This is a genomic window from Exiguobacterium sp. PHA03, assembly GCF_041945985.1.
Classification (GTDB): Bacteria; Bacillota; Bacilli; order Exiguobacteriales; family Exiguobacteriaceae; genus Exiguobacterium_A.
The window spans coordinates 1,249,073-1,269,095 of sequence record NZ_JAUTYQ010000001.1 but is presented as its reverse complement, the minus strand read 5'-3'; the positions used below and the strand labels follow the sequence as shown (position 1 = coordinate 1,269,095).

Here is a 20,023-nt window from a genome sequence, read left to right as displayed (position 1 = left end):
GGGATATATACTACTGTTAGTACCAGGTAATAATAGTAGTCATCCTTCTTGTGGGAGGAACGTACATGCGGGTACCTAAAAAACAGAGACAACAAGAATTATTACAGACGATCGAGCAAAATCCGTTCATCACGGATGAAGCGCTGGCGACACGATTTCGTGTCAGTATCCAGACGATTCGTCTGGACCGGATGGAATTAAAAATTCCGGAATTACGGGAGCGAATTAAACATGTCGCGACTGAACGCCTGGATGATGTGCGTACGTTGACTGAAAATGAAGTCATTGGTGATATGATTGACCTGAAACTTGATACATCTGCCATCTCGATCCTTGAGGTTTTGCCGGAACATGCGTTTAGTCGAAATGCAATCGCCCGTGGACATATCTTGTTCGCACAGGCGAACTCGCTTGCGATTGCGCTCATCGATGATGAACTCGCGTTAACGACCCGTGCGAACGTTCAGTTCACACGCTCCGTCCACGTCGGAGAACGCGTTGTCGCGAAGGCATTCGTCAGTTCCCATCGCCAAGATGGGCGTTCTGACATCACGGTAGAGAGTTATGTCGGTGAAGAATGTGTCTTTATCGGCGAATTCACAGTGTATCGAAGTAGTAAGGAGGAATCGAAATGATTTTAGCAGTTGACGCCATGGGGGGCGACCATGCACCCCGTGCCATCGTAGAAGGGGTCGTTGCCTATCTGGCAGAACGTCCAAACGACAACATCGATATCCGACTAGTCGGAGATGAGTTGAAGTTACGCTCATACACAATCGAGGATCCGCGCGTGACGATCGTCCACGCAGCATCCGTCATCACCGGAGAAGATGAACCGGTACGTGCCATTCGCCGCAAGAAAGATAGCTCACTCGTTGTGGCTGCAAACCTGGTGAAATCAGGAGAAGCAGATGCCTTGATTTCAGCAGGCAACACGGGAGCGCTCATGACTGCCGGATTGTTCGTCATCGGTCGGATCGAAGGAGTTGACCGTCCTGCACTGGCCCCGACTTTCCCGACACGTAATGGGAAGGGTGTCGTCATCTTAGATGTCGGCGCCAACCCGGATGCGAAGGCAGAGCATTTGCTCGATTATGCCATCATGGGGTCTGTCTACGCAGAACAAGTTCGCGGTATCACACGTCCTAAAGTCGGGCTCCTGAATATCGGATCAGAAGCCGGTAAAGGGAATGCATTGACGAAGGAAACGTATCCGCTACTTGAGACAGCACCGATTCATTTCGTTGGGAACGTCGAGGCGAGAGAAGCGATGAGCGGTGACGTCGATGTCATCGTTACGGAAGGTTTTGCCGGCAACACGTTACTTAAGAGTACTGAAGGGGCAGCCAGTATGATCATGGGTGTCATGAAAGAACAATTCATGAGCTCGTGGACATCAAAGCTCGCCGCTCTCGTACTGAAACCGAAGTTGAAAAAAATGAAGCAGTTGCTCGCCTATGAAGAATATGGTGGTGCCGGACTATTCGGTATTGCGGCTCCGGTCATCAAGGCGCATGGATCAAGTAATGCCTATGCATTCAGCAGAGCGCTCGTTCAAGCTGAAAAGATGGTCGAACAAGAAGTCGTTGCCAAAATCGTTCAGGCGAAAGCAACTGAAGCACGTTAAGAAGGAGTGAGACGAGATGGGGAAAACAGTTTGGATGTTTCCGGGACAAGGGTCACAGACGCCTGGAATGGGACAGACGCTCATCACGCAAGACGAGACACGCCAAGCACTCGCTGACCTCGGAACGCGAATTGGTCTGGATCTGACGACGCTGATGACGACAGGGACGAAGGATGAATTGAAAGCGACGGATATCGCTCAACCAGCCATCGTCGCACACAGTGCATTACTCGCACAGCAGTACGCAGCACAAGGACATACACCTGATTTCGTACTCGGACACAGTGTTGGAGAATATAGCGCGCTCGTCGCAGCTTCTGTCATCACACCGTCTGAAGCCGTCTATCTCGTCCGCGAACGCGGAAAACTCATGAATCAAGTCACGGGTGGAACGATGGCAGCAGTCATTGGCATGAATGATGTCGAGGCAGCCCATCACGCGGTTGAATCAATTGCGGCAACGGGAGAAATCGTTCAAATCGCCAACTACAACTGCCCTGGACAATTCGTCATCTCTGGACAAATCGCGGCGGTCGAATCTGCCACAGCGAAGTTGAAAGAGCTCGGAGCAAAACGAGTCTTACCACTTGATGTCTCGGGTGCGTTCCATTCGTCGCTCATGACACCTTTCGCACCACGATTCGAAGATATTCTCGTATCATCACCGTTTAAAGCGGCGAAGACGAAATTCATCTCGAACGTTGATTGTGCATTTCACGATCAACCAGACGAATTGATTCGTTTGCTCGTTCAGCAACTCTATTCGCCGGTCCGGTTCGAATCATGCGTCGAGCGTCTCATCGAAGAGGGTGCGGATACGTTCATCGAGTTCGGTCCGTCATCTCCACTTAGCGGTCTCGTGAAACGAATCAAAAAAGATGCGAAAATCATCAGCATCACGACACTTGAGCAATTGGAAGCGGAGGGAATTCGTTGAGTAAAGTAGCACTCGTCACTGGCGCGTCACGCGGTATCGGAGCGGCCATCGCAAAGCGATTGGCAACAGATGGTTTCCGTGTCGTCGTCAACTATGCAGGAAGCACGGACAAGGCGGAAGCTGTCGTCCGTGAAATCAAGGAAGCAGGCGGTGAAGCACTCGCGATTCAAGCGAATGTCGCTGAAGCGGATGCTGTCAAACAGATGATCAAACAAACGATTGATGCGTTCGGTCAACTGGATTGTGTCGTCAATAATGCCGGCATCACGCGCGATGGTTTACTGATGCGTATGAAGGAAGCAGACTTTGATGCCGTCGTCGATACGAACCTGAAAGGGGCGTTTCTTGTCACACAGGCCGCGACACGTCCATTGTTAAAAACAAGCGGTCGTATCATCAATATCGCATCAGTCGTCGGTATTTCTGGAAATCCAGGGCAAGCGAACTATGTCGCAGCGAAAGCGGGTCTGATCGGGCTGACGAAATCCGTCGCACGTGAACTCGCTAGTAAGGGCGTCACAGTCAATGCCATCTGTCCAGGCTTCATCGAGACGGACATGACGGATGAATTGACAGAAGAACAGCGGAACCTGTCACTCGGGCAAATTCCGTTGAAACGCTTCGGTCAAACCGACGATATCGCTTCACTCGTCAGCTTTATTGCTTCAGATGAAGCACGATACATCACAGGTCAAACTCTAGCCGTCGATGGCGGCATGACAATGTAACACAACTAACGGTAGTACTTTGCCAAATCGGCAATCATCTTATATACTCAACTCATGGAGGGATTTTAAAATGACAAAAGAACAAATCTTAGTAGACGTACAAGAAGCAATCGCAGAAAAATTAGGTAAAGAACAAAGTGAAATCACACTTGATAAGTCGTTCAAAGACGACCTCGGAGCTGACTCTCTTGAAGTCATGGAACTCGTCATGGACTTAGAAGACAAGTTCGAAATCACGATCGAAGATGAGCAAGCAGAAAACTTGAAGACTGTCGGCGATGTCGTCAACTACATCGAAACACAAGTCTGATCATTGAAGCTGACCCACCGCAATTTGCGGTGGGCTTTAGCTGTTTAGGAGGAACTATGACGAATCAAAAAGGACGTCGTGTCCGAAAAGGACCCTATGTAAAACGACGCAAGGATGCTCGGACGCTTGCTCAGATCGAGCAAAAATTCGAAGCGTTACAAGAGCGTCTGAATATCAGGTTTTCTAATGTTGAGCTATTGAAACAAGCCTTCACGCACTCTTCGTTCGTCAATGAACAACGTGAGTCGGAAGGGGATAACGAACGCCTAGAATTTTTAGGGGACGCTGTCTTAGAGTTGACGGTGTCACGCTATCTATTCGAACACTACCCGGAACGTTCCGAGGGGGAATTAACGAAATTGCGAGCGGCGATCGTCTGTGAACCGTCACTCGTCCAATTTGCGAATCACTATCAGTTTTCCGATATGATTCTGTTAGGTAAGGGGGAAGAACTGACCGGTGGTCGGAATCGTCCAGCCTTACTTGCGGATGTCTTCGAATCCTTCATTGGCGCCTTGTATCTTGACCAAGGCATCGAAGCAGCCGAACGATTCCTCGCCGAAGCGGTTTTTCCGAAAGTGGCGACAGGCTTTTTCGAAGAACAGACAGATTTCAAGAGTCAATTACAGGAAGCGATTCAACGTGTCGGTTTAGGTGTCATCGAGTATGAAATTATCGAGGAACGCGGTCCGGCGCATAGTCGGGAGTTCATCTCTCGTGTTCAAGTCGCGGATGAGCTCGAAGGGATTGGAACGGGGCGTTCGAAAAAAGAGGCAGAACAACAAGCGGCAAAACAAGCCTTACTTGAATTAAAAAAACAGTTTTAAGCAACAAAAGGCCGACCATCTCTCGAACGAACAAGAGATGATCGGCTTTTATCGTGTGGTGCTTACTCGATTAAACAGTCTTAAGGGATTTCAGTTCGTCGACGATCGCGTCGACCTCTGCAAGTGATAGCGAGTCTCGCATCATGACGAACTCATAAATTTCTTTTAAGTCCTCATTTTTTGAGCCATCGAACTGTTCTGCTTTAATGACCCCTTTGTTGATGATATTCAATTTATCTAAGATTGCTTCAATCATTTGTTCAATCGTCATCGTGTTATTCGCTCCTCTTCTTCTTGTTTCGCATGATACTACCTTAAAACCTATCATGTTGCTAGCGTTTCGGCTATGGTAAACTGAAAGAAATTCAAAAGAAATTTAAACATACGGGTGATCAAGATGTACTTAAAACGAATTGAAATCAATGGCTTCAAATCATTTGCGAGTCGAACTGAACTAGAATTCCTTCCGGGTGTCACGGCAGTCGTCGGACCGAACGGAAGTGGAAAATCAAATATATCGGACGCTGTCCGTTGGGTGCTCGGAGAACAATCTGCGAAGTCACTACGTGGGGCGAAGATGGAAGACGTCATTTTTGCCGGCAGTTTGTCTGAACACCGAAAACAATTTGCAGAAGTGACGCTCGTCTTAGATAACGAGTCGGGAACGGTCGCGTTACCTTATCAGGAGATCAGTGTTACACGTCGTGTCAGCCGTAATGGCGATAGCGATTATTTTTTAAATAAAAAACCATGTCGCCTGAAGGATGTCCTTGATTTGTTCATGGACACAGGCTTGTCGCGTGACGCCTTTGCGATTATCGGACAGGGTCGGGTCGAACAAGTCATTTCCGGAAAACCGGAAGAACGTCGTGCTGTCATTGAAGAAGCAGCAGGCGTCTTGAAGTATCGTCATCGCAAAAAGCAAGCCGAGCGGAAATTAAGTGATACGGAAGCGAATCTATCGCGTGTCGATGATATTTTATATGAACTTGGTGGACGAATCGAGCCGTTACGTGAACAAGCAGCGCTCGCGAAAGAGTATCTCGTCGCTCGAGAACGGCATGATGTACTGGAACGTGGCATCTTGGCGCATGAAATCACGACGTATCAGACGGAGCTCGAAACACTGGCGCGTGATATCGCACAATGTGAAGAACGTCTTGCATCTCAAAAGACAACTCACGAAGAGACCGTCGTGTCCCGGGAGAAACAAGAAGCGACGCTTGAAGAAGAACGACAACAAGAAAACGCTTTGCAGGAGCAACTTCGACATGTCTCGACGCGACTTGTTGAGATCCAAGGTGCCCTTAACCTAGCAAAAGAACGTGAAAAACACGGTACCGAGACGAAAGAGCGACTCGAACAAGAGGTCGCGATCGTCGAAGAACGCGTCAAGGAACTAGAACTCGAACTAACCGCTTTACAGGAACGCCAAGCAGAAGTCGATCAGGAAGCAAAACGGATTACGGCTGAGCGAGAACGAGCTGATCAAGCGTTGACACAAACTGATCGTGATTTTGATAAGGAAGCCGAAGCATTACGTTCGGAAGCCTTTGAAGTGGCGAGTCGATTGGCTGCGACGAATAATGCCTATAATCGGGCGAAGCAAGATCTCATGCAGGCAGAAGAACAACAACGTTCCTTTACGGTGGATAGCGGTACGAAGCAGTCGACCCGTCGTCAACTTGAGGAAGACGTCGCTCGATTAGAAGCGAACGTTGCTTCGATCCGGACAGAATTAGATCAAGCGACTGAGGAAGAGGCAACGGCACTCGCAGCACGAGACGAACAACAACATGCGTTACGCCAAGTTGAACAGTCCGTTGCGGATTTAGAGCGACGTCGTCATAAGACGGAAGATCGGATTGAATTTCTTGAATCCGTCAAAGCCGACTATAGCGGTTATTTCGGTGCCGTTAAGACGATATTAAAACAACGAGATCATTACCCAGGTATTCACGGAGCGGTCGCGGAGTTGATTTCGGTCCCTGCGCGATTTGAAGCGGCAATCGAGACGGCGCTTGGTGGGGCAATGCAAAACATCGTCGTTGATACCGATGCGACAGGACGTCGTCTAATCCAGGAACTGCGACGCTTAAATGCCGGTCGAGCGACGTTCATGCCGCTCGCCTCACTCCAAACACGTGAAGTCAACCGTTCGGTGCGAGAACAAGTCGGGGAGATGTCTGGATTCGTCGGGATCGCAAGTGATCTTGTGACGACAGACGAGACGCTGACGAAATTAAAGATGAACTTACTCGGTACGACACTCGTCGTCGAATCACTTGAACAAGCGAACCAAATTGCCCGTTCGACAGGACATCGCTATCGTCTCGTCACGCTCGAAGGAGATGTCGTCAACGTCGGTGGAACGATGACCGGCGGAAGTCGGAAAAAAGGCACACCATTGTTCAGTCAATCGCGCGAGCTCGACGAGTTAAAAGAGGGACTGACGCGAGGGCAAGCGGTCATTCGGGAGCAGATGCGCCGCTTGGAAGATCTAAGAGCGGCGATTCAGACGCTTGATGCTACTGCTCGGACGCGGACAGAAACGATTCAAGAATTACAAGGACAACTCGAGCAATCGCGGGATACGTTGGCAGATGCGAAGCGTCACCTCGCCGTCATGACGTCCGAATTATCGGTTGAAGATCGGCAGATGGCACGTGTGCTCGAACAAGAACAGGAAGCACGCCGTATCATCGAAATGTCAGAAGTCGAGATCGCGAAATGGACGGAACGTCAAACAGAGCTCAGACAAGCACTTGATCGTCTTAAGGATGCTCAAGCCCGTGGTGCCGTCACGATGGACGAACTGAAGAAGGAACAAGCAGAAGCAGTTCTTGAAGAGCGGACGATTCAAATGAAACAAGCGCAACTCACGCAAGAGATCGAGCGTCTGACGGAACAGGTCAGTCACGCGAAGCTTGAACGTGGTCATAAACGCCGTGACTTGCGTCATGTCCTTGAAGGCTTCGATGAAGCGAAAATCGATGCCTTGCACGGCGAGCAGCGTGAACAGGAACAGGAGCAGAAGCGGGTCGAGACCGAAATTGTCGCGATCGGGCAACGGATTCAAGTGCAGGCAGAATCCTTGCGCTTAATTCGAATTCGCGAAGCGAAGACGAAGGACGATCAACAAACGACGAAACAGGCACTCGAGCAGCTACGACTCTCGCAAGGGAAAACGAGCACACGCCTTGAGACAAGACAAGAAATGCTCGAAGAGATGGGATTACTGCTCGAGTTGATCGCTCCGCTCGATCAATCGTATGATGAGGCGAAAGAGGAAATTCATCTGCTCAAGCGTCAACTCGAAGAAATCGGCATCGTCAATATCGGTGCAATCGAAGAATTCGCGGAAGTCGATGAGCGGTTTACGTTCCTATCGGCGCAACGAGATGATCTCGTCGCCGCTAAAACGGATCTCTATGGTGTCATTGAAGAGATGGACCGGGAAGTCATTCGATTGTTCCGACAAACGTATGATGCCGTCCGTGAGCATTTCCGAGAAACGTTCCGGGAGTTGTTCGGGGGTGGAGAAGCCGACCTTGTACTCGTCGATCCGACTGATCTACTGACGAGCGGAATCGATATCGTCGCGAAACCGCCAGGCAAAAAGCTACAAAATTTGTCGCTCTTGTCAGGTGGAGAGCGTGCCTTGACGGCGATCGCTCTCTTGTTCGCGATTCTAAAGACCCGTCCTGTCCCATTCTGTGTCCTCGATGAAGTCGAGGCGGCACTTGATGAAGCGAACGTCGCGCGATTCGGCGAATTCGTCCATCAGCTAGCGCGCGAGACACAGTTCGTCATCATCACCCATCGGAAAGGAACGATGGAGGCGGCAGACGTCTTGTACGGCGTCACGATGCAGCAAAACGGGATATCTGAAGTGTTATCCGTTAAACTAGAAGAGGCACGACGTACATTAAGTGAAGAACCAAAGGAGATTAAACAATGAGTTTCTTTAAAAAACTGAAAGACCGCTTGACGACTTCGACGCAAGAAGTCACGACGAAATTCACACAAGGACTGACGAAGACACGCGATGGGCTAGCAAGTGCCGTCAATGATCTCGTCTATCGTTTCCGCGAAGTCGATGAGGATTTCTTCGAAGAACTAGAGGAAGTATTGATTCAAGCCGACGTCGGCGTGACGACGACAATGGATTTGGTCGAGGAGTTAAAGACAGAAGTTAAACGACGTAACGTCAAGGATCCAAAAGAAGTACGTGATGTCCTCGTTGAAGTCGTCGCGAAGATGTTAGTTGAAGAGGAAGAGACAGCACTTGATCTCGATCATGAGCTGAACGTCATTCTCTTCGTCGGTGTTAATGGGGTCGGGAAGACGACGACGATCGGGAAACTTGCGAACCGCTTGAAACAAGAAGGCAAGAGCGTCATGTTAGCAGCGGGTGATACGTTCCGTGCGGGTGCAATCGATCAACTGCAAGTCTGGGGCGAACGCTCCGGTGTACCGGTCATCCGTCAAGGAGAAGGATCGGATCCGGCCGCTGTTGTTTACGACGCTGTCCAAGCAGCTAAAGCACGTAAGGTCGATGTCCTGATTTGCGATACGGCAGGACGCCTTCAAAACAAGGTCAACCTGATGAACGAACTTGAAAAGGTCAAACGTGTCATCGAACGTGAAATTCCAGGTGCTCCCCACGAAGTATTGCTGGCGCTTGACGCGACGACAGGACAAAACGCGATGGTGCAGGCGAAAGCCTTCAAACAAGCGACGAACGTCAGCGGGATCGTCTTGACGAAGCTTGATGGAACGGCAAAAGGTGGAATCGTCCTTGCGATCAAGAACGAATTGAACCTCCCGGTCAAGTTCGTTGGTCTTGGTGAAAAAATCGATGATTTACAACCGTTTGATGCAGAACAATTCGTTTATGGATTGTTCGGTGATGTCTTTGAAGAAAAAGAAAACGTTGACACGGAAGAAAGCGCAGAATAAGCGACGTTTCATGTAAAGAAAAAAACTTGACAACACACTGTGAGGGCTGTACTATACTATCTGTAAAGGAATTTCACTTAACATTGCGGAGGTGCTCGGATGACACTTGATAAAACGAACCGGATGAACTATCTGATTGACTTTTATCAGGAGCTTTTGACACCAAAACAACGGAATTACATGTCACTCTATTACTTAGATGACTTTTCCTTAGGTGAGATCGCCGATGAGTTTGAAGTCAGCCGACAAGCAGTCTACGACAACATAAAACGCACGGAAGCCATGCTCGAGCAGTATGAAGAACGACTATCCCTGTTCAAGAAACACGAACGGCGAAAGCAGTTACTCGATCAGCTGAAGCAATGCGACCTTCCGGGTGAAGCCCTAGTGATCATTGAGACATTGGAGCAATTAGAGTAGGAGGCATTCTTAATGGCATTCGAAGGATTATCGGAACGGCTTCAAGCCAGTCTCGCTAAAATGCGAGGTAAAGGTAAGATTTCTGAAGCAGACGTCAAAGAGATGATGCGCGAAGTTCGCTTAGCGCTACTTGAAGCCGACGTCAACTTCAAGGTCGTCAAACAATTCGTAAATGATGTAAAGGAACGTGCCGTCGGACAGGACGTCATGACATCTTTGACGCCAGGGCAACAAGTCGTCAAGATCGTCCATGATGAATTGACGAATCTGATGGGTGCGGAAGTGTCACCATTGACGCTTGCGAACCGTCCTCCGACCGTCATCATGATGACAGGTCTGCAAGGGGCAGGTAAAACAACGACAACGGGTAAGCTTGCCAATCATTTACGTAAAAAACATAATCGTAGTCCTTTGCTTGTTGCGGCGGATATTTATCGTCCGGCAGCAATCAAACAATTAGAGACACTCGGGAAACAATTGGAGTTGCCGGTCTTCTCAATGGGAGATCAGGTCAGTCCGCAAGAAATCGTTACCGGTGCACTCGATTATGCAAAAGAGCATCATCACGATATCGTGTTGATCGATACGGCAGGTCGTCTGCACGTCGATGAGGAACTAATGCAGGAACTCGTTGATGTTAAAGAGATCGCCAAACCGCATGAAATCTTCCTTGTCGTCGATTCGATGACGGGTCAGGACGCCGTCAACGTCGCAGAAAGCTTCAACGAGAAGCTTGGCGTGACGGGGGTTGTTCTGACGAAGCTCGACGGAGATACGCGAGGTGGTGCAGCACTCTCCATCAAGGCAGTCACCGGAGCACCGATTAAATTCGTCGGTCTTGGAGAGAAGCTCGATGCCATCGAACCATTCTATCCCGAGCGGATGGCGTCTCGGATTCTAGGCATGGGAGACATGCTGACACTGATTGAAAAAGCAGAGTCACAAATGGACGCTACGCGTGCCAAAGAGTTAGAAAGCAAAATGCGCGATGCATCGTTTACATTCGATGATTTCATCGAGCAGTTGCAGCAAGTGAAACAGATGGGTCCACTCGACGAACTGTTGGGAATGATCCCTGGGGCAGGTAAAGGGAAGATGAAGGGGTTGAAAAACGCCCAAATCGATGAGAAGCAACTCGTGTATGTCGAAGCGATTATCCAATCGATGACGAAACGAGAGCGGACTGAACCTGAAATCTTGAATGCGAGTCGTCGGAAGCGGATTGCCCGTGGTAGCGGACGCAGTATCCAAGAAGTCAACCGTCTCATTAAACAGTTCGAAGACATGCGGAAAATGATGAAACAATTTTCCGGACAGATGGGCAAAGGGAAAAAGAAAGGCTTTGGCCTTCCATTCTTTTAAAAGTCTTTTCTCTTTTGCTGTAACGTTGTATACTAATGAAGTTGTCAATTTGACTAAACGAAAAAATCATCTATTATTTGGAGGGACTTACGAATGGCAGTTAAAATTCGTCTTAAGCGCATGGGCGCAAAAAAATCACCTTTCTACCGTGTGGTAGTAGCAGACTCACGTGCACCACGTGATGGTCGTTTCATCGAGCAAATCGGATACTACAATCCAGTTGCTAAACCAGAAGCAGAAGTTAAAATCAACGAAGAGCTAGCTCTTAAATGGCTCTCTGAAGGTGCTAAACCTTCGGACACAGTTCGTAACCTCTTCTCACAAGCTGGTATCATGGAGAAATTCCACAACGCGAAACTCGCGAAGTAAGACGTTAGGAGGTGAGCAAAAGCTTACCTCCTTTTTTTAATTCAAGAAAGGAAGTGAAATGAATGGAATGGTTGGAAATTGCGAAAATCGCCAATACACATGGTCTAAAAGGTGAATTAAAGTTACTCGCGAGCACGGATTTTCCGGAGGAACGCTTTAAAGTCGGGAAGGAAGTTTTTCTTGGATCTGACGGAACGTACACACCGATGACAATCAGTGGTTACCGAAAACACAAACAATTCATCATGGTGACGTTCAAAGGGATGCACCATATCAATGACGTCGAGAAGTATAAAGGATTGAAACTCTATGTCCACGCAGAAGATTTACAAGACTTAGACGAGCATGAATTTTACTATCATGAGATCATCGGTTGTACGGTTTATGACGGTGAGACGAGAATCGGAGTCGTATCCGACATTCTTGAAACAGGCGCAAATGACGTCTGGACGATCAAACGCGATGGGAAAAAGGATGTCCTGATCCCGTATATCGAGCAAGTCGTTGCTTCCGTCGATGTCGAGCAAAAACGTATCCAAATCACACCGCTTCCAGGATTGATTGAAGAATGAACATCCGAGTGTTGACGCTGTTTCCGGAAATGTTTTCAGCGCTCGATCATTCAATAGTCAAACGAGCGCAAGATGATGAACGTGTCAGTCTTGAAACAATCAATTTTCGAGACTTCTCGACGAATCGTCATGGTAAAGTCGATGATTATCCGTATGGTGGGGGAGCAGGCATGCTGTTGACCCCTCAACCCGTCTTCGACGCGATGGCGAGTCTGCCGGAAGGAAAACGACGAATCATCGTCATGACACCGACCGGTAAACGTTTTTCGCAACGGATGGCAGAAGAGTGGGCACAAGAAGAAGAACTGGTCTTCCTATGTGGTCATTACGAAGGATTTGATCAGCGGATTCATGATCACCTTGTAACGGATGAGGTCTCGCTTGGGGACTTCGTCTTGACGGGAGGGGAACTGGCTGCGATGACAATGATTGACGCTGTCGTCCGTCTCTTGCCAGACGTCCTCGGTGCGTCTGAGAGTCACGAAGACGATTCCTTTTCGACGGGACTTCTTGAATATCCACACTATACACGTCCTGCTGAATATGCCGGATACCAGGTACCCGACGTCTTGTTATCAGGCAACCATGCCCGGATTGCAAAATGGCGACGGGAACAGTCGCTGAAGCGGACATTTGAGCGTCGTCCGGATCTGTTGGCTGACGCTCCATTAACCGAGGATGATCGTCTTTATTTAGAATCGATTTCAGGATTGTCAAACGATTGAATCTATGATAAGTTAAAACATGTGGCAAAAGCCACCCATTAACGATGTTCCGCTGTCGGATGCTGAAAGCAAATGAAGATAAGAACATTGGTGAAAAAAGGAGAAATCATTCATGAACACACAACAATTGTTCCGTGAACTTACACAAGAACAAATCAAGTCAGACGTCCCTGCGTTCCGTCCTGGGGATACAGTCCGTGTACACGTTAAAGTCGTCGAGGGTACGCGTGAGCGTATTCAGCTCTTCGAAGGCGTAGTCATCAAACGTCACGGTGGCGGCATCAGTGAAACATTCACAGTCCGTAAAATTTCTTACGGAGTTGGCGTTGAGCGTGCTTTCCCGCTCCACTCACCACGTGTTGCACAAATCGAAGTTGTTCGCTACGGTAAAGTCCGTCGTGCGAAACTTTACTACCTCCGTAACCTTCGTGGTAAAGCGGCGCGTATTAAAGAAATTCGTCGTTAATCATGTGAAAAAGTGGCTTGTCTCCGGACAAGCTTCTTTTTTTTGTTGTTTATGCGTATACTAGTCCATAGGAAGAAATTGCGTTAATCAAGGGAGTGGAATTCGTGAAGGAGTTATTCAGTTGGGTAAAAGCGCTCGTCGTAGCGCTTGTCATCGCGTTCATCATTCGAACGTTCCTGTTCGTACCCGTCATCGTCGATGGGGAATCGATGATGCCGACCTTACACAATGCGGATCGGATGATCGTCAATAAGATTCCGTATTATTTTAATGAACCAGAAAGAGGCGATATCGTCGTCTTTCATGCAACGGAAACACGCGACTATATCAAACGAGTGATCGCTGTTCCGGGAGATACGATGTATTATAAAGACGATACGTTGTACGTCAACGATAAGAAAGTAGCTGAACCGTATTTAAAAGAGTACAAAGCTCAGATGAATGGTGTTCCATTGACGGAGGACTTTACACTTGAGGAACGGACAGGAAAAACGACTGTTCCAAAAGGGAAGGTATTCGTCATGGGAGATAATCGTCAAAATTCAAAAGATAGTCGTGATATCGGTTTTGTGGATGAGGATCAAATCGTCGGAACGACGAACTTCGTCTTCTATCCATTCAATGATTTACGCTCTGTCGATTAAAACGAAAGAAGATGAGACGCTTACCGTGAAAAGTAAGTACCTCATCTTCTTTTCTTGTCTTAAGTTGCGTATACTAGAGAGTGGATGTTTTTTCAAGTATCGTATGATCAGCAAGAAGTCCAGGAATATATAAACGAGGTGAAGGATATGACGATTCAATGGTTCCCCGGTCACATGGCCAAAGCACGGCGGGAAGTTACAGAAAAATTAAAGTTGATCGATGTCGTGATCGAACTTGTCGATGCACGTCTTCCAATGTCGAGCCGTAACCCGATGGTCGAACAAATCACGGCAGGTAAGCCACGATTGATCGTCCTCAACAAAGCGGATATGGCGGACAAACGAGTGACCGAACAGTGGATGCACGCATTACGGGCAGATGGTGTTGATGTCGTCGCGGTCGACGCGAAGCACAATAAAGGATTGAATCAAATTCATGAAGGTGCTTTACGACTAATGAAAGAAAAACATGCACGAATGCGGGAGAAAGGTCGGAATCCGAGTGCGATTCGTGCCTTGATCATCGGCATTCCAAACGTTGGGAAGTCGACACTCATCAATCGACTCGCCGGTCGGAACATTGCGATCACGGGTGACCGCCCAGGTGTGACGAAACGCCAGCAATGGATCAAGATGAAGACAGGTGAGATGGAATTACTCGATACACCAGGTATCCTCTGGCCGAAGTTCGACGATCAAGTCGTCGGGTATCGGTTGGCAGCGACAGGAGCGATCAAGGATGATATCTTAAACATCGACGATATCGCGCTGTTTGCCCTTCGTGAGCTAAAGACGCGTTATCCAGAGCAGTTACGTGAGCGTTATCGTCTCGACGAAGTATCAGGAGAAGCGGTTGATGTACTCGAAGCCATCGGTAAAAAGCGCGGATTCGTTTCAGGTGGCTACGTCGATTTCGAACGGACGAGTGAAATGCTTCTGCATGAACTACGGACGGAAAAGCTAGGGCGTGTGACGCTCGAAACAGTGGAAGAATGGGAAACGCATGCATAACGGACTTGGACATCCTTCGATGTCCAAGTTTTTTTCAAAGGAGCGAAACAGATGAAGATTACGGAATTAAAGGAACGTCTACACAACATCACGATCGAGGAGTTTTCACAATTGAAGCAGGAACTCGCATCGGACGCGCGAAAAGGGGTGCATACACTGTTTCGTCAGACAGAACGACGATTTGCCCTCGAAGAGCAACAACGGATCGATTTCAAAAAGCGATTCACGTTCGAAGAACAGTATCATCAGCAAGGATATAGACGGATTGCCGGAGTGGATGAAGTGGGACGGGGACCGCTTGCTGGTCCAGTCGTCGCGGCAGCTGTCATCTTACCAGAAGGGTTCTATCATCCAGGACTAACGGATTCAAAACAAATGAGTAAAATACAACGACAAGCGGCATTTAAACACCTACAAGACGTTGCAGAGATTGCGGTCGGCATCATCGAACCAGCTGAAATTGACGAGATCAACATCTATCAAGCATCGAAACGGGCAATGCAAGTCGCGGTTCGTCAACTCAAACCTGAGGCCTTGCTGGTTGATGCGATGACACTCGACGACGACACACCACAACTCTCTCTCATCAAAGGAGATGCGAGAAGTGTCTCCATCGCTGCAGCAAGCGTCGTCGCAAAAGAGACACGAGATGCGATGATGGAACAATACGCGATCGAGTATCCGGGATACGGATTTGAAACACACGCAGGTTACGGGACTGCGACGCATTTACAAGCACTTGATACACTGGGCGTCACACCGATTCACCGAAAAACATTCCGTCCTGTCAAAGAACGTCTCTAGGAGGGATCGAGCATGCACATCGAACATCGTGGCTTACTACCATTTAAAATCATCGATCATGCGAACTTACCGTTACGGGAAGGCGCAAACATCGTCGGCAAAGTCTTAAAACTGTTGCCGGACGGATTAATGGAACTACAGGTCGGTCAACGCGTCTTGACGGCAGGGACGACGGCCGAACTAAAAGAAGGGAGCATGTATCGCTTTCAAGTCGTTTCAGCAGAAGGACAACCGGTCTTAAAAATCATCTCGACTGAGTCTGTCCCGCAAAAATCAGCATTACCCCAGTTACTCGATTCCTTTTTACAGCGCCAGACGGTACCGACTGCGGAAACACGGGAACTACTAAGGCAAATCGGTCAACCCGTGACGGAAGGAGAAGCGAAGCAGTTAAAACACGCTCTTACTGAACTCGTTCAATTGGCAAAGGGCGACGAGGCAGGTCGATCGCTTGATCGAAAGACGAGTGATCAAATTTTAGCGCAACAACTCGTTCAAGCAACAAATGAAGTAGGAAAAGGAGTATATTTATTTCAATTACCTCAATTCGGACCTTTCGAAGATGTTGATCTCATGATGGAAGCACCGTTCGAACGAACGTTTGATCCAAATCATGCCCGTATCGTCTTATACTTACAATTACCGACGCTTGGTGAGGTCGCAATTGATGTCTTGATCGTAGACCGGAACGTTTCGATCTCCGTCTTTCATCCAAATGCGCACGTCGATACGTTCATGCAAGCCTATACGCCTCAGATTCAAGCACGACTCGAGGAACAGGGCTATGCGTTGACGCGATTCGATTGGGTCGAGCAGACGAAAGAACGCATACCACATGATATCTCGACGCGTAATGGAAGGGTGGATCTCCATATATGAAAAAAGCGATTGCTCTATCATACGAAGAACAAATGCATGCGCCGAAAGTCGTCGCTAAGGGATCAGAACATATCGCGGAACGGATTTTAGAAGAGGCATTAAAGCACGATATTCCGATCCGGCAGGACGAAACGCTGATGACGTTACTGGATGCTGTTCAAGTATCAGAACAGATCCCAGAAGAACTATATGGTGTCATTGCCGAATTATTCGCCTTTTTATATCGTCTTGATCAAGATGGAATTCTGAAAAAATAAAGCTTTCGGTCGATAACGATAGACAGCGCTTCCAATTTTAACTACAATGAAAGAGCCGAAACTAAAGGGGTTAAGGGGGATTTTTTCATGAATGTACATGAGTATCAGGCAAAAGAATTACTTCGTTCGTACGGGGTACCCGTACCAAACGGAATCGCAGCCTTCACCGTCGAAGAGGCGGTCGATGCATCAGAACAATTGTCGGGCCCGATTAAAGTCGTCAAAGCTCAAATTCACGCGGGGGGACGCGGTAAAGCAGGTGGCGTCAAGCTTGCGAAATCGCAAGAAGAAGTGAAGGAATATGCGACGGAGTTACTCGGCAAAACGCTCGTCACGCACCAAACAGGTCCCGAAGGAAAAGTCGTTCAACGTCTTCTCGTCGAAGAAGGCTGTGCGATTGATAAAGAATACTATCTTGGAATCGTACTTGATCGTGTGACAGGACGTGTCGTCATCATGGGATCAAGCGAAGGTGGTATGGACATCGAAGAGGTGGCGGAAGCGACACCGGAAAAAATCATTAAAGAAGTCGTCGATCCTGCAGTTGGTCTTCAAGGATTCCAAGCGCGTAAACTTGCGTTCGCAATGGGTGTTCCTGTGAAGCTCGTCAACAAGTTCGTCGGTATGGTCACGAAACTTTATAATTTCTTCGTCGACAAGGATTGTTCGATCGCAGAAATTAACCCACTCGTTACGACGAAGGATGGCGAAGTTCTCGCGCTGGACGCGAAGTTGAACTTCGACTCGAACGCATTATATCGTCATGCGGACATCGTGGCGTTACGTGATGAAACAGAAGAAGATCCACGCGAAGTCGAAGCATCGAAGAGTGATTTGAACTACATCGCGCTCGATGGAAATATCGGCTGCCTCGTCAATGGTGCTGGTCTTGCCATGGCAACGATGGATATCATCAAACACTTCAGTGGTGATCCTGCGAACTTCCTTGATGTCGGTGGTGGTGCGACGAAGGAGAAGGTAACAGAAGCCTTCAAACTGATCTTGTCGGATGAGAACGTTAAAGGGATTTTCGTTAACATTTTCGGTGGAATCATGAAATGTGACGTCATCGCAGAAGGTATCGTTGCGGCGACAAAAGAAGTCGGTCTCGAATTGCCGCTCGTCGTTCGTCTTGAAGGGACGAATGTTGATGCAGGAAAACAAATTCTCAAAGATTCAGGTCTAGCGATTACAGCAGCTACATCAATGGCAGACGGCGCAGAAAAAATTGCTGCGCTCGTGAAGTAAGGGGGAGCTAAAGATGAGTATTTGGGTGAACGAATCGACGAAAGTCATTATTCAAGGGATTACAGGTAATCAAGGGATGTTCCATGGTGAACAGATGATCGACTACGGAACAAACCTCGTAGGTGGTGTCACACCAGGAAAAGGCGGTACGGAAGTACTTGGTGGTGTTCCGGTCTTCGATACGGTCGCACAAGCGGTCGACAAAACAGGTGCGAACGCATCGATTATCTACGTGCCACCAGCATTCGCAGCAGATGCGATCATGGAAGCAGCAGATGCGAACATCGCATTGATCATCTGTATCACGGAAGGTATTCCAGTTCTTGATATGGTTAAAGTAAAACGTTACCTTGAGGGCAAGCCAGTTCGTCTTATCGGACCAAACTGTCCAGGCGTCATCACTCCAGGTGTCGCAAAACTTGGTATCATGCCAGGATACATCCATACACCGGGACATGTCGGAATCGTTTCGCGTTCTGGAACGTTGACGTATGAAGCCGTTCATCAATTGACGACGGCAGGCATCGGTCAATCGACAGCTGTCGGTATCGGGGGCGACCCAGTCAATGGAACAGACTTCATCGATACACTAAAAGCGTTCAATGAAGATCCAGAAACAAAAGCCGTCATCATGTTAGGTGAAATCGGTGGAACAGCGGAAGAAGAAGCGGCTGAGTGGGTCAAAGCGAACATGACGAAGCCAGTCATCGGTTTCATTGGTGGTCAAACGGCTCCTGCCGGTAAACGGATGGGTCACGCAGGTGCGATCATTTCCGGCGGTAAAGGAACAGCTGCTGAAAAAATCAAGACACTCCGTGCAAACGGAATTGAAGTGGCAGAAACACCAGCTGTCATTGGTGAGACGTTAATCCGTGTCATCAAAGAAGCAGGGATCTATGACGAGTGCGTGACGAACAGCACAGTCAAATAAATCAAAAAAAGAGCTGTCCTGATCAAATCAGGACGGCTTTCTTCTATATAAATAAGAAGCTTAAAGAAGGAGCGTTGATCTCATGAATCGAGAACTGTATGTCCGCTTCGCCATGTGTCAGGTACCGTATCCGATTGTTCAATTGATTGAACAGTTCGGAATCGTTCCAAGTCATGAATTACCCGTTTCAAATCGGCTTCGAAAACGATATGAACAAGCACTGCAACTTGATCGGATCGAAGAGTCGATTCTAGTTAAAGGAGATCCACTGTTTCCAACCGTACTACTGAAGATTCCTCAACCTATCTATGCCCTCTTTTACCGCGGTGATCCGTCCCGCCTAACTCTTCCACGCATCAGTATCATCGGTAGTCGAACTCCCTCACCGCAACACCTTTCCCGCATGAATTTTCTACAACCCTTCTTTCATCCAGATCTCGCCACCGTTTCCGGAGGCGCATATGGCATCGATGCCCTCGTCCATCGTCTATCCTTAAAACATCAACAGACAACGATTGCGGTTCTGGCCGGCGGACTTGATCGTCTATATCCAACTTCCCATGCTGCTCTTTTTGAACGTATCTTCTCGAATGGTCTTCTTCTCTCCGAATATCCACCTGGCACACCCATTCAAAAATTTCAATTTCTAGAACGAAATCGGATTATTGCCGGCTTGTCCTCGTCGTTGATCATCGTCGAGGCAGCAAAACGAAGTGGTACGATGAACACAGCAAGTCACGCGCTTGATCAAGGAAAAGATGTCTATTGTTTACCGGGGTGCCCGACTGAAACGTTCTTTGCCGGAACGAATCAATTGATCGCAGAAGGAGCGATTCCACTCCTTGATCCGGAAGAAGTTTCAAAAACTATTCGGCTGAACGTTGACAAATGGGAATCGAGACTACTATGATAAGTGAGATTAAAATACGGAGTACGCCTCTAAT

Annotated in this window: 23 protein-coding genes; 22 read left to right on the top strand and 1 reads right to left on the bottom strand. The window is 48.2% G+C overall.

Annotated elements, in window-relative coordinates; translation table 11 throughout:
* Window positions 1-65: 65 nt before the first annotated feature.
* The 6 genes from fapR to rnc all read left to right on the top strand — a co-directional run bounded on the left by fapR (window position 66) and on the right by rnc (window position 4,429).
* Complete coding sequence (gene fapR / locus Q7C19_RS06825; RefSeq protein ID WP_035406919.1) at window positions 66-635, top strand: transcription factor FapR; 570 nt, start codon at window positions 66-68, stop codon at window positions 633-635.
* Window positions 632-1,627 (top strand): phosphate acyltransferase PlsX, encoded by a 996-nt coding sequence (gene plsX / locus Q7C19_RS06820; protein WP_035406922.1) that lies wholly within the window; start codon window positions 632-634, stop codon window positions 1,625-1,627. The genes fapR and plsX overlap by 4 nt, the downstream gene beginning before the upstream one ends.
* 16 nt (window positions 1,628-1,643) lie before the next feature.
* Window positions 1,644-2,564, top strand: a complete 921-nt coding sequence (gene fabD / locus Q7C19_RS06815) for an ACP S-malonyltransferase (protein WP_214854551.1) — start codon at window positions 1,644-1,646, stop codon at window positions 2,562-2,564.
* Complete coding sequence (gene fabG, locus Q7C19_RS06810; RefSeq protein ID WP_056062260.1) at window positions 2,561-3,292, top strand: 3-oxoacyl-[acyl-carrier-protein] reductase; 732 nt, start codon at window positions 2,561-2,563, stop codon at window positions 3,290-3,292. Before fabD ends, fabG begins: the two co-directional genes overlap by 4 nt.
* Before the next feature lie 70 nt (window positions 3,293-3,362).
* On the top strand, window positions 3,363-3,602 hold the full coding sequence (gene acpP / locus Q7C19_RS06805; RefSeq protein WP_029342095.1) for an acyl carrier protein: 240 nt from the start codon (window positions 3,363-3,365) through the stop codon (window positions 3,600-3,602).
* Window positions 3,603-3,658: 56 nt separating this feature from the next.
* On the top strand, window positions 3,659-4,429 hold the full coding sequence (rnc, locus tag Q7C19_RS06800; protein ID WP_035406932.1) for a ribonuclease III: 771 nt from the start codon (window positions 3,659-3,661) through the stop codon (window positions 4,427-4,429).
* A 70-nt stretch (window positions 4,430-4,499) separates the two neighbouring features.
* Here the strand turns inward: rnc and Q7C19_RS06795 are convergent, their stop codons facing one another.
* Window positions 4,500-4,700 (bottom strand): DUF1128 family protein, encoded by a 201-nt coding sequence (locus tag Q7C19_RS06795; protein ID WP_023468746.1) that lies wholly within the window; start codon window positions 4,698-4,700, stop codon window positions 4,500-4,502.
* Window positions 4,701-4,826: 126 nt separating this feature from the next.
* Here Q7C19_RS06795 and smc point away from each other — a divergent pair, with 126 nt between their 5' ends.
* From smc to dprA, 16 genes are all read left to right on the top strand, one after another.
* A complete protein-coding gene (gene smc, locus Q7C19_RS06790; RefSeq protein WP_375092149.1) occupies window positions 4,827-8,390 on the top strand; it encodes a chromosome segregation protein SMC in 3,564 nt (1,187 codons plus the stop codon).
* Window positions 8,387-9,391, top strand: a complete 1,005-nt coding sequence (gene ftsY, locus Q7C19_RS06785; RefSeq protein WP_035406938.1) for a signal recognition particle-docking protein FtsY — start codon at window positions 8,387-8,389, stop codon at window positions 9,389-9,391. The genes smc and ftsY overlap by 4 nt, the downstream gene beginning before the upstream one ends.
* A 99-nt stretch (window positions 9,392-9,490) precedes the next feature.
* Window positions 9,491-9,811 (top strand): putative DNA-binding protein, encoded by a 321-nt coding sequence (locus Q7C19_RS06780; RefSeq protein WP_023468743.1) that lies wholly within the window; start codon window positions 9,491-9,493, stop codon window positions 9,809-9,811.
* A 12-nt stretch (window positions 9,812-9,823) separates the two neighbouring features.
* Window positions 9,824-11,173: a signal recognition particle protein gene (gene ffh, locus Q7C19_RS06775; RefSeq protein WP_023468742.1), complete on the top strand. Its 1,350-nt coding sequence runs from the start codon at window positions 9,824-9,826 to the stop codon at window positions 11,171-11,173.
* 93 nt (window positions 11,174-11,266) lie between these two features.
* A complete protein-coding gene (gene rpsP, locus Q7C19_RS06770; RefSeq protein WP_023468741.1) occupies window positions 11,267-11,542 on the top strand; it encodes a 30S ribosomal protein S16 in 276 nt (91 codons plus the stop codon).
* A gap of 62 nt (window positions 11,543-11,604) precedes the next feature.
* Window positions 11,605-12,114, top strand: a complete 510-nt coding sequence (gene rimM / locus Q7C19_RS06765; protein ID WP_375091898.1) for a ribosome maturation factor RimM — start codon at window positions 11,605-11,607, stop codon at window positions 12,112-12,114.
* Entirely contained in the window at window positions 12,111-12,839 is a 729-nt protein-coding gene (gene trmD, locus Q7C19_RS06760) for a tRNA (guanosine(37)-N1)-methyltransferase TrmD (protein WP_035406944.1), read from the top strand. Before rimM ends, trmD begins: the two co-directional genes overlap by 4 nt.
* A 112-nt stretch (window positions 12,840-12,951) precedes the next feature.
* The gene (gene rplS / locus Q7C19_RS06755) at window positions 12,952-13,305 is read left to right on the top strand and encodes a 50S ribosomal protein L19 (protein ID WP_023468738.1); all 354 of its coding nucleotides are present in this window, start codon (window positions 12,952-12,954) and stop codon (window positions 13,303-13,305) included.
* Between the two features lie 104 nt (window positions 13,306-13,409).
* Complete coding sequence (gene lepB, locus Q7C19_RS06750) at window positions 13,410-13,949, top strand: signal peptidase I (protein WP_290775247.1); 540 nt, start codon at window positions 13,410-13,412, stop codon at window positions 13,947-13,949.
* A gap of 147 nt (window positions 13,950-14,096) precedes the next feature.
* On the top strand, window positions 14,097-14,960 hold the full coding sequence (ylqF, locus tag Q7C19_RS06745; protein WP_035409511.1) for a ribosome biogenesis GTPase YlqF: 864 nt from the start codon (window positions 14,097-14,099) through the stop codon (window positions 14,958-14,960).
* A 51-nt stretch (window positions 14,961-15,011) separates the two neighbouring features.
* Window positions 15,012-15,764, top strand: coding sequence for a ribonuclease HII (locus tag Q7C19_RS06740; RefSeq protein ID WP_375091897.1), 753 nt, complete (start codon window positions 15,012-15,014; stop codon window positions 15,762-15,764).
* Window positions 15,765-15,776: 12 nt separating this feature from the next.
* A complete protein-coding gene (locus tag Q7C19_RS06735) occupies window positions 15,777-16,643 on the top strand; it encodes a flagellar hook-length control protein FliK (RefSeq protein ID WP_375091896.1) in 867 nt (288 codons plus the stop codon).
* Window positions 16,640-16,900: an EscU/YscU/HrcU family type III secretion system export apparatus switch protein gene (locus Q7C19_RS06730; RefSeq protein WP_035406955.1), complete on the top strand. Its 261-nt coding sequence runs from the start codon at window positions 16,640-16,642 to the stop codon at window positions 16,898-16,900. The genes Q7C19_RS06735 and Q7C19_RS06730 overlap by 4 nt, the downstream gene beginning before the upstream one ends.
* Before the next feature lie 87 nt (window positions 16,901-16,987).
* Window positions 16,988-18,148, top strand: a complete 1,161-nt coding sequence (gene sucC, locus Q7C19_RS06725; protein WP_023468732.1) for an ADP-forming succinate--CoA ligase subunit beta — start codon at window positions 16,988-16,990, stop codon at window positions 18,146-18,148.
* A 13-nt stretch (window positions 18,149-18,161) separates the two neighbouring features.
* Entirely contained in the window at window positions 18,162-19,079 is a 918-nt protein-coding gene (gene sucD / locus Q7C19_RS06720; RefSeq protein WP_035406957.1) for a succinate--CoA ligase subunit alpha, read from the top strand.
* Between the two features lie 82 nt (window positions 19,080-19,161).
* On the top strand, window positions 19,162-19,989 hold the full coding sequence (gene dprA / locus Q7C19_RS06715; RefSeq protein WP_375091895.1) for a DNA-processing protein DprA: 828 nt from the start codon (window positions 19,162-19,164) through the stop codon (window positions 19,987-19,989).
* Window positions 19,990-20,023: the final 34 nt, after the last annotated feature.